General features: G+C 46.0%; 5 protein-coding genes and 1 pseudogene. All 6 read left to right on the top strand.

Annotation, left to right across the window (positions count from 1 at the left end):
• Positions 1-304: 304 nt before the first annotated feature.
• A pseudogene (locus H164_RS15270) lies at positions 305-666 on the top strand (plasmid mobilization protein).
• 320 nt (positions 667-986) lie between these two features.
• Positions 987-4121, top strand: coding sequence for a hypothetical protein (locus H164_RS0112580; RefSeq protein ID WP_019968951.1), 3135 nt, complete (start codon positions 987-989; stop codon positions 4119-4121).
• A 188-nt stretch (positions 4122-4309) separates the two neighbouring features.
• A complete protein-coding gene (locus H164_RS0112575) occupies positions 4310-5155 on the top strand; it encodes an acid phosphatase (protein WP_019968950.1) in 846 nt (281 codons plus the stop codon).
• A 39-nt stretch (positions 5156-5194) separates the two neighbouring features.
• Positions 5195-8131: a TonB-dependent receptor gene (locus H164_RS0112570; protein ID WP_026356367.1), complete on the top strand. Its 2937-nt coding sequence runs from the start codon at positions 5195-5197 to the stop codon at positions 8129-8131.
• A 50-nt stretch (positions 8132-8181) separates the two neighbouring features.
• Positions 8182-9513, top strand: coding sequence for a DUF4957 domain-containing protein (locus H164_RS0112565; protein WP_025830276.1), 1332 nt, complete (start codon positions 8182-8184; stop codon positions 9511-9513).
• Between the two features lie 42 nt (positions 9514-9555).
• On the top strand, positions 9556-11403 hold the full coding sequence (locus tag H164_RS0112560; protein WP_025830277.1) for a heparinase II/III domain-containing protein: 1848 nt from the start codon (positions 9556-9558) through the stop codon (positions 11401-11403).
• The last annotated feature ends 15 nt before the right edge of the window (positions 11404-11418 follow it).

Genomic DNA, 11418 nt, shown 5'->3' with positions numbered 1-11418 from the left:
GCATGATTTCAGCCTTTGACATCGTGGAATCACGGTGATATGGGCTCTTATTGGTTGGTTTTAGCGTGTATTTTGCCATCATTGCGTCATAAAACTTGCAGAAGTCGTCTGCCATACAAAATATTTCCGTAACTTTGTCCTCGGTGATCATAGCGATTTTTGTTTGTATTTCTTTGTAAATCAGTACTATAAAGTTACAACAAATTTCGCTAATCACCAAATTTACAGACACTTATAATTCATCGAACTCACGTTAAATAGGAAGCCAGCCAAGTGGCAGCAACAAAATAAGGATGAGCAGAAAATGAACAAGACATAGTTCATCAAGGTAAGACCTTAGAGGAAAAGCAGCGTATCAAGTCAAAGGCGGAAAGTACAGGGCGGAAATTCTCAGACTACTGCCGTGAAACGATCCTTAATAGTGAAGTGGTAGCTGTTCCTAAGATGACGGACTATGAGAGGAAGCCATTGCCATACTCCAACATACAGGAAAGTTCTATGGGCAGATTTCTAACTTTATCAAAGTGAAAGACGAGAGATGGATACATATCACACAGAACCTTTCCTTATGTGCCAAAGAAGCATTTAAGCGATTTTACGACCCTCATTTTCGTGTGGACGAAGGTATAATATAAGGTCTTAAATATGACGAGAAATGATAGGTAAGCGTTAGGCTACAAGCGGCTTGTAGCCTAACGGACAGGATGTGAATGACGGATTAAGAACTAAGTTGCGAACCAACAAACGCTTCGTAAAGTGTTGTCAATCAACAATGAACAAGCGTATAACACAAGAAGAGCAATGTTGAGAAGAACGTTATTTATACACTAATAGGCCGTTACCTACTGCGGACCTTTGTGGCAACATGCCATAAATAACAAGAACAATCCGGTATTTGCTTTTGTCTGCTGAATTTATCTTGTTTAAAATACAACAGATGTAAGAACTTTTAATTATCTTTGCATAAGAATCTACTCCTATACCGAATGCAAAAGAAAGTCTACACAATCGTTATCACCGCTATACTGCTCTACGGATGTTCTGATTCGAAACAGATGAAGACACTCGGAGAAAACGAGTATTATATTGGTGAGAGGTTGGCTTCTGTATCTGCCGATGAAGATTCTACCTTTTGGATAGGCGGAGAGACAGGAAAAATATGGCATGTAGACGGTAATAGGGTGTCGGCATACGCCACTGGAACAGACAGGATTTACAAGGTTGCAACACGCACGAATGCCAATGGCGATACAACTTGCTGGTTGGGCGGGCGTAATTCTGGGCTTCAAAGGTGGCGGCTGCACAATGGCAAGATGGAGCATGAGCAAACGTATAGCATCCTTTTTAAAGGTAAAGAATATTCAGCCTACGATTTTGCCATCACCGCAAACGGCATTTTTACAGCCACCAGCCAAGGCCTCTACTTACTAGGAAACGACAAACGCTTTTCATTGTTATACCCCGCCCTTGACAGTGAGACGGCAAAGGCTGGCATACCATACATCATCTATAATCTTTGCACTTATGGGCAGCAGTATCTTTTTGCTGCCTCTATTGACGGGGTGTTATGCATAGACTTGAAAACCGGCCACATATCGTGGCTGCATAAAGGCGAAAAGGTACAGTATGTGGCGATGTATGGCAATGAGGTATGCGCCCTTTCGGGAAAGAAAATCTATATTGAAGACGTATGGGGAAAACCTATCAAGACGGTAGATTTGGCATTCATTCCTCGCTTATACTATCGGGTGGGAAAGGTGCATTATATCCTTCGCAGTCATTCTATGGTTATTAGCGAAGACTTGCAGCACTTTATTACCATACCACTAAGAAGAGATTCCCCGAAGGGATGCCATAATGTGATGTTGTCCGACTATCGTTCGGAAACATCGATTTTCATTACCGACAATGCCTTTTGGCGCATACCGTTCCATTCAGGACATTTCAACAACAAGGGAATAGTGGTTGCCGCCTGCGCTAACAGTAACGAAGCCTATTACCTGAACAGCCAAAATGAAGTGTTCAGACAGTACGCGGACGACAGCGTGTCGGTGAAAGTATTTTCGCTACCCAAAGAAGAACAAGTGACGGAAATGGCCGTTAGCGAAAGCAGACGATTATTCTACGTGAACGACCGCTCGGAATTGCGAACGGTGGATGTGGGTGGCAGCAATCTGCAAAACGAGGTATTATCGAACATCAAGACCCTATACCGTTCTGATAAGAAAGTAACGGCCCTGCACCTTCAAACAAACGGCAAGGAAGAAAGCATTTTCCTGGGTGTGCAAGACGGGTTGGTAATTGTCGACAAGAACGGCATTGCCAAACCAGTAAAGGGGATGGAAGACAAGTATATCACGTGCTTCTTCTCGTTGCCCGGCACCAATAGCGTTTATATGGGAACGATGGACGATGGCGTGTTTTATGCCGACAGAGGGCGATACACTACTATCCCAGGGTCGAAACGTTTGGCCTTCATCCGCAATTTGTTTGTGTCGGGCGGCTATCAGCCCTGTTTAACCGTGCTCACCAACCACGCATTGGTTACTCCGAACCGCCAAGACACACTAAGCTTGAACGGTTACAATCGGCTTGTTGCCATCGACGATTCGCTGTTCTACGCCTTTCCCGAGTTTGGCGTGCAGAGATATGCTGTTATGAATGGAAAGGCAAAAGAGACGGGGTATTACTTCAAAGACATTCGATTTAACTCTAAAGCATCTTTTTGCATTGGGCACACGTTATACTTAGTGTCTGAAATCGGTGTGCTAAAAATGAAGCCTGGTGAAGAAGATGTGCCCCAATATGTGGTGTTCGACAACAATGTGGTTTCAATACGCCTTGTGTTAGCCGTGCTCTTGGCTGTATTGGCCTTGTATGGCGTGTTCTTTTGGGTGCATTTGCGCAGGCGACAAGAGCGAAGAAAACAGATGAAACTGCGCATAAGCGACTTGAAAGGACGTACGCAAGAGATGGAAAAGATTGCAGCCCTGCTAAACGAACACGAGCAAGAACAGATTAGGCAGCTGATGGAAGACATCCACGTGTTGCAGACCAACCCTAAGCAGACGAGCTTGCAAATAAGCGCGCTCTCGGAACGTATCATGTATAAAAATCGCGATACGGCCCTGCTGCTCTCAAAAATGCTGAAAAAACAGATAGGAGAACTGCAAAACATCAGGGCATACGACTGCACGATGATGCTCGAAAACGCAGAAACGGCCTTGTCGCAAGGCAGCGTTTCAGAAATCGGCGAAAGGGTTATGCAAAATGGGCTGTGGCTGGAACGATACCAAAAGTTCACCGATAATGTGGCAAAATATCGGAATGTGGTGGACGGCTGCCTGATGATACAACATGTAAACGACATGATGGCGCAGCATATAGAAAAGTTGTGCTACGCCATTAGGTTTCGGTGTCTGGCCGAAATCACAGCAGACATGGAGAAAGCAGAGGTAGATTATAACCACATTTTCACAGATGAAGCCCTGTTGGAACTTACCAATGTACTGCACGGTTTTGAGGAACGGGCGAACAATTTGCCATCCGATGACGTACGTTCGGCCCTTATCGAAAGCATCAGTGAGCAGAAAACGCTGGCGGCGATAGTTACCCGCATCGAGATGTTACGGGCCTTGAAGCACTTGGAAGCCGAAATGTTGCAGCACGAAATACGCCAACAAATAAGCCAAGAAATGGAACGCTACCAGCTTATCAGGGAAGAAATGGTTGGGGAATACGAAGGGCGAGGACTGAAACGAACGGACGTAAAGCTGGAGGATAACATCTCAAAGCATACGCAGACAATAACCAGCAGGATAGACGACTTAATCTTACAATTGTACAAACACCTCGCCTTTACAGACAAAGAAGTGGTTGAAAACATTCTGAAATTCACGAATTATACCAACCAACAAGCTCGCGTGTTAGCATTGCTGATAGCTAACCCGAAAGTAAAGCGGGTTCTACTGCCAGGCATGCTTAATATGTATGGAAACCTGAACCCCGTAATCAGTAGGTTGGTAAACAATAAAATTAAGCCTAACGAAGTGTGGCTGCAATCGTACGTTGATAAACATCCCGCCAGTATTGTTGCTTACATTCTACGATTGGTTGATTAAAGGCGTTCAACCACATGTTTACTGGCGTTGGAACGTAAAATGTTGCGAAAGGTTGCATTTTCTATTTTGTACGAAATAATAGAATGCAACCTTTTTAAATGGTCCTTTTTACCTAACTTTGTGGCATGCCCAAAGGCATTATTACCCTATATTAATCACCAAAACCATTTGACTTATCCTGAACAGAAATGAAAGAACCAATAGCAAAAGCAAAACTGCAAACACAAACAAGCGGAGCAAGTAACCGCCGTTTGTGCAGAAAGATAGCTCTCGCCTTACTTGTTGGCTGTGCTGTTAACGCATACGCACAACCCGAAAACAAAGACGTTAGGACGCACCCTGAAAGCTATTTCTTAAAAGTAGGAGATGTAGCTAACAGTCTGGAGTTGCTTCCTGCCCCTCCAGAGAAAGGCAGCACGCACTTCAAATATGACGAGGAGCGTTATCTGTGGGGAAAGAGTCAACGTGAAACACCGCGTGGCGAGCAAGCATCGGCAGACGCCAATGTTGAAGGCGAAGGAGTTCCGCAGGCCTTTTCAGAGTCGTTCGGCATTCAAATATCAAAAGAGCTGACCCCCGAAATCTACCTGTTGGTTCTTAAGATGCGCGAAGATGCCGGAGACCTAGCTTGCAGATTGGCAAAACAGCATTATATGCGAATGCGACCATTTACATACTATAATGAGCCAACTTGTAATCCCGCACAGCAACAAGAGCTATCGTCTAATGGTTCTTATCCATCTGGCCACACAGCCATAGGTTGGGCCACCGCCCTTGTTTTGGCCGAAATAAACATAGATAGGCAGAACGAGATTTTGAAGCGAGGCTATGAAATGGGCGAGAGCAGGGTTATTTGTGGCTATCACTTTCAGAGCGATGTGGATGCGGCTCGCTTGGTTGCAAGCGCCGTTGTAGCAAGGCTACACGCCGACGAGGGCTTTATCAGGCAGTTGGCCAAGGCGAAGAAAGAATTTAAACGCTTAATGAAAAACGGCAAAGTGGCAATGTCTACTCATCGCAATAAGCTGTATTGACATCAAACAAGAACGCTAAAAACATAAAAAAAACTTAATATGAAAACCAAGAAGCGACTATTTGTTATGCTGTGCATGTTAGCTATTTGCTTTCATGCGATGGCACAAAACGGCATTATCACAGGTGTTGTGGTAGACGAAGAGAAGAAGTTTCTGCCAGGCGCTACCGTTTGGCTGAAAGGAACAAACAACAAGACCATTACAGATATCAATGGGAAATATACGCTATTATCTGTACCAAAGGGGAAGAATGAAGTGCAATTCACTTTTGTGGGCTATGAAAGTAAGACAATGGAAGTTGTTGTGCGAAGCAATGAAACCCACACGGTGAATGTCAATATGCAGCCAGCCAGCATCTTGGGGGCAGAAGTAGTGGTCAGCGCACAAGCCAAGGGGCAAACGGCAGCTATCAACAGGCAACTCAATGCTTTGGGAATTATCAGTGCGGTATCGGGTGAGAAACTTAGCGAATTGCCCGATGTGAACGTGGCTGATGCTATCGGGCGCTTGCCGGGACTAATGGTTGAGCGCGATGGAGGTGAAGGACAGAAAATCATTATTCGCGGCTTGGATCCCAAATACAATTCTGTTGCCATCAACGGCATGAATTCTCCCTCAACCAGTTCTAGCGACCGCAGTTCAGATTTGAACATGATCTCACCCGAAATCATTGGTGGGGCCGAGGTGATGAAGGCTAACACGGCCGACAAAGACGCCGACGGGTTGGGCGGAACGGTAAATCTCATCATGAAAGATGCCCCTAAGGGGTTTAGGCTGAATGTAACCGGGCAGACTGGTTATCACTCACAAATCAACTGCATAGGCAACATTAAGGGAAACATATTGATGAGTAACCGTTTCTTTAACGACCGTTTGGGGCTTATCTTTACGGCCAGCGCAGAACAAACCGACCGAAGCAATGACCGTTTTATCGCCGCTTATAAGGTTAACGGCAATACACCGACCGAAGGATTGCCGTATACCAAGCCGTGGATTACGAGTACACGCCTGCAATCTAACCTTGAAAAGCGAAACCGCTACAATGTAGACCTGAATTTTGATTTCAATCTCGGGCATGGCTCTAAAATAAAGATGTACAATCTGTTCAGTGCGCTAAGCCGCGACAGAGATATTCGTGAGAAACGCTACGACCTAGAAGGGGGGCGCCTGCGCTATGCACAGACGGATGCCGACGTGCGTGGTAGCGTATTGACAAACATGCTTCAAGGTGATCATGACTTTTGGAACGCCACGCTAAGTTGGGGCGTAGGGCGCAGTGAATCAAGGCAAAAGACCCCATACGAACATCGTCTGGAATACAGGATGAACACTCCATTTGCGGTTGACATCAATGCTTTGGGCACATTGCCACCCCATTTGGTGTCGGCACCAGGCAATGTTAACGAGACCGATATCACACAATATTATCTCTATGACGGAACATTCAATACCGAACGTACAACGGAAAAGGAATACACGGTATGGCTAGACTGGAAGAAGTCGTTTGATTTTGGCAAAGGCTTTAACGGCTATATCAAGATAGGAGGCAAGTATCGCCAAAAGGATAGAGAACGTATTACAAGTAGGAATTACCGTCGAATGGATCAAAATGCAGGGCTAATCTACGCCAACATGCCCAACATTACGCGTTCGAATTATGACAACCGGTACGTCGGTATCTCTGATTTCTTGGACGGAAAGTTCAAGCACCACGATTTTCTGAACAACCGTTATGACTACCTTGACTTTTCCTTTGCGCTCAATCAAGATGTCATGAAGAATTTCTATAATGCCAATTCTGATATTTATCGGCCAATTCTCACAACAAAGATACAGAAAGATTACGACGGACACGAACGGCTCACAGCGGCATATATCATGGGCGAGTTCAACATTGGCAAGTATATCACCTTTATTCCAGGTGTTCGCTATGACCATACTTATATGCGTTATGGCGCATATAGTGGTGTAAATGTACCCGACGACGAGACTCAGGAACTGGCGTTCGACTATACTAAGACTACCGACAACAATTCTTTTGGGTATTGGTTGCCACAAATCCACTTGAAAATAAAGCCCTTAACTAACCTCGATGTTAGGTTAGCCTACACAGAAACACTGTCGCGACCCGACTATGACCTGTTAGCACCACGCACCATCATCAAGTCTACCATTGGCGAAGTGGTGTACAACCGAACCAATCTGAAACCAGCCTTGTCCAAGAACTTCGATGCTATCGTCTCGTTCTACGACCCGAAGATTGGCTTGTTCACAGTGGGCGGATTCTATAAGAAGATTAAGAATTTCATATATACCCGTTCGGCTTACCTGCTTGAAGGGACTGCCACCAACCCTACGAACTTCGGATTGGCTTCGAGTTTGGTGGGTTCGGGTATCACTTATTCACTGAATAGTCCGTATGACGCAACAATCAAGGGTATAGAGATAGACATCGAGACACAGCTTCGCCGACTTCCGGGCCTGCTTAAAGGTGTTGTTTTAGGCGCCAACATCACACTGATGGACTCTAAAATGGGTTATTTTGAGACAACGAAGTCGCGTGTGAGAAATCCCAATTATGTTGTGGGCGATGGCAGCAAGCCTTTTTTGCCCGTAAATAGAGATACGGTATACTATGATCGCTTGCTTAAGCAACCCTCTTTCTTGGCCAATTTCTTGTTGGGATATGATTATAAGGGATTCTCCGGACGCTTGTCTTACACTTATCAAGATAATATCCTTGTGGCCGAACAGCATCGCTCGGATGGGGCCGATGTTGAATCGACAAGGGCATTCTCAAAATGGGACCTCCAACTGAAGCAGCGTATCAACAAGCAACTCTATGTCTATGCAAGCGCATCCAACATCTTTAACTGGTCCGACAGTAAGGAAAGGAATGTCACGGGCTATCCTTCCAATGTTGAAGTATATGGCTCTTCTTTCTATATAGGTGTGAAGTATGACATATTTAAATAGTAGGTCCAGATATTGACAATACACTAATGCAAGAGAAAGGAATTCTAATGATGAAGACGAAATTAACACAGTCTTATAAGACTATCAGATATTGGAGAATTGACAAGGCTTTCGTCAAGTTGATTTTGGGAATAATGCCTGTATTGCTATTTATCGGATGCGAACCCAAAGACACTTTTGAAGAGGAACATACTGTTATTCCACCAATAGGAAAGAAGGTTGTGCGGGTTGAGCCAGACGATGGCGTGACGAGAGTGAACTCGCTTCCGAAAGCCATAAAGGAAAATGGCGATGCCATTTACGAGTTGGAACGGGGTGGCGTTTATTATCTGGAGGGCAAGAACGTTATCACCCATAATGTTACCATCAGGGCCACATACGGCTCTGAACCCTTGCCAACCATCCAACCCGTTTCCGATGCACAGGGTGCGCTTAATTCGGATATGTTGCGTTTCGAGGGTAATGTCACATTCGAAAACATCTACTTTAACGGGAAAGATGCAGCCTCAAACAACATCATGCAGCGCCTGTTCCGACTGGACAAGAAGAACTTGCGCCTGCGTTTCGATGGCTGTTTTGTAGAGAACTGTCGTAACTTCTGCATACGTACAGACAACAGTGGCAGCAAGGTGTACATCGAAAACTCCACCTTTCGTAATTTCGCACTGACGTCCGATCCTGCCAATGGCCGTTTGTTCGACTCTCGCGGCAATGCGCCAGACACCATTTCCATCACCAATAGCACAATATACAACCTCACGGGGCATCTCATTCGCTTCGACGGATCTGTGGCCAATTACGTGGAATTTAAAAATAACACGGTCTATAATGTGGGCTATCATTTCCGCATAGACTATGCCATGAAAGCCTATATCGAAAACAACATCTTTGCCAATGTGGGTTGGAAAGCCAGCTATAAGGCAGACTCGCTCGGCGCTTTTTGGGATTTGAAAGAACTGGAGAAGAGCGACACGTATAACCCGAACGACATTTGCATCTATATTCGCAACAACAACGTATACACAGACCAGGCCATAAAGGCGCTCTACACTAAGTATCCAGGCAACATCGAGCGTGTTCCGCTCAACGCCGTTGCCCAAACTATGCTAGCCGATGGTCGCCTTGTTTACGAGAATAACATTTCTGAAGTCTTGGCATTTGATGGTGCCCCGCAGCTCCCAATGGCCTATATCGACAAATTCTTCGAAGTTCTGAACACGGGCATGTCGCCTTGGGCAGATTTGCCTTTCTATGTAGACGAGAACGGAATGGACGGTTTTACCAACGGCGAGACGTTTACGTTTAGGTATTCCTCCTCTTCTGCCTCGGCCACTGCTTCTACAACGAATGGGCCTTTGGGTGCTTCTGCATGGAGCCAATAGAAAAACAAAATGACAAATGTTCACTAACAGGTCAATAAGTTCATGGCAAATTTATTATATATGTATCTTCGTCCACTGGCTATTTCGCTCGCCCTGCTCTTCAGTTCATTGTTCGGAATGCGCGCTCAAGACATATTAAAGGATGTCCGCATGAACGCCCCGCATCCCCGTTTGCTGATGACAAGAGCTGATGAAGCGGTTATCAAGTCCTCTGCAACGAAAGATTGCTTTTGGCGAGAAGTTGACAGCTTACTTATGAAAGCAGCAAATGACGCCTTAACCTTACCTGCGCCTCGGCGTGTCGTTGTGGGACGGCGCTTGCTCGACGTATCCAGAGAAACCTTGCGCCGTGTTTTGCTGCTAGGTTATGCCTATCGCATGACGGGCGATAACCGCTACGGGCAGCGGGCAGAGCAAGAATTGCTCTCCGTATCAGCCTTCTCCGATTGGAACCCAAGCCATTATCTAGATGTGGCGGAAATGACAACGGCTGTCGCCATTGGATATGATTGGCTGTTCGGCATGATGAGCAACGCCACAAAAGAAACTGTTAGGCAAGCCATTATCGATAAAGGTTTGCGGCCGTCTTTTGATGTACGATACAACAATTGGATCGAAAGAGAGAACAATTGGAACCAAGTGTGCAATGCGGCGATGGCATACGGGGCACTTGCCATTTACGAGGATGCTTCAAGTTTAGCCGATAGCGTCATTTGGCGTTCCGTTTCTTCAATCCACAAGCCGATGAAAAACTACGGGCCTGATGGGGCCTATCCCGAGGGATATTCGTATTGGGGGTTTGGAACTACCTATAATGTCATGCTCATTGATGCCTTGGAGAAATGCTTCGGCTCTGATTTCAACTTGTCCAGGCAGAAGGGGTTTTTGCAAACGGCTGGCTTCATCCTGCACATGGTGGCACCCGATCACGAATCGTTTAACTATGGCGACAACAAGGATACAGGCAGAATGAGCCCTGCCATGTTTTGGTTGGCTAAGCAGAACAAGGATTTGTCGCTGCTGTGGAACGAGCGCAGTCTCTTTAAGAAGGGCAATAAGAAGAAACTGATGGATTATCGTTTCTTCACGCTTGCCATGCTATGGGGTGCGGGAACAAACATGCGCCATCTGCCTGAGCCGCAACGAAAGGTCTGGGTTTCGCCTTCGTGCGTAACGCCGGTTGCCCTTATGCGCACCTCTTGGGACGATGCGAAAGCCATTTACCTGGCTTTCAAAGGTGGCTCGGCCTCTTCTAGCCATGCCCATTTGGATGCGGGTTCGTTCGTAATGGTAGCTAATGGAGAGCGTTGGGCGATGGATTTCGGGAGGCAAGACTATAATTCGCTGGAATCATTGGGACTTGACATCTGGAATAAGGCACAAAATTCGGACCGCTGGAAGGTTTTCCGTTACAACAACATGGCTCACAACACACTTACGTTCGATAACCAATTGCAAGACGTTAGGGGCTATGTATGCTTGGATAGCACGCTGCACACTGCCAATAAGTTTGCTGCATCGGTCAATTTAACCCCTGTTTACGTTGGGCAAGTTAAGTTGGCAAAGCGACAAGTTCAAATCGTAGACGATAAGTATGTGCTGGTGAGCGACGAAATACGTACTGGCAAAAAGGGCACCACAATGCGTTGGACGATGCTAACACCCGCCAAGGCCGAGCTGAGGGGAAAAAACAAGATTGTGCTTAGCCGCAACGGCAAGCACATGCGCATGGAGATAAGTGCGCCCGTAAAGATACGTTTGCGCACTTGGAGTACGGTTCCCACCACCGCTTACGATGCGCCCAATCCCGGAACGATGCTCGTTGGGTTCGAATCGGCTTTGCCAGCCAACAGCCATTACACGTTCAGAGTGAAGTTAATACCAGAGTAATGCCCATTAAAACTT

Origin of the sequence: Segatella maculosa DSM 19339 = JCM 15638 (assembly GCF_000382385.1) — a bacterium.
In the GTDB taxonomy this organism is placed as follows: Bacteria; Bacteroidota; Bacteroidia; order Bacteroidales; family Bacteroidaceae; genus Prevotella; species Prevotella maculosa.
The sequence above is the reverse complement of the archived record's forward strand: the minus strand, read 5'-3'. Positions and strand labels throughout refer to the sequence as shown.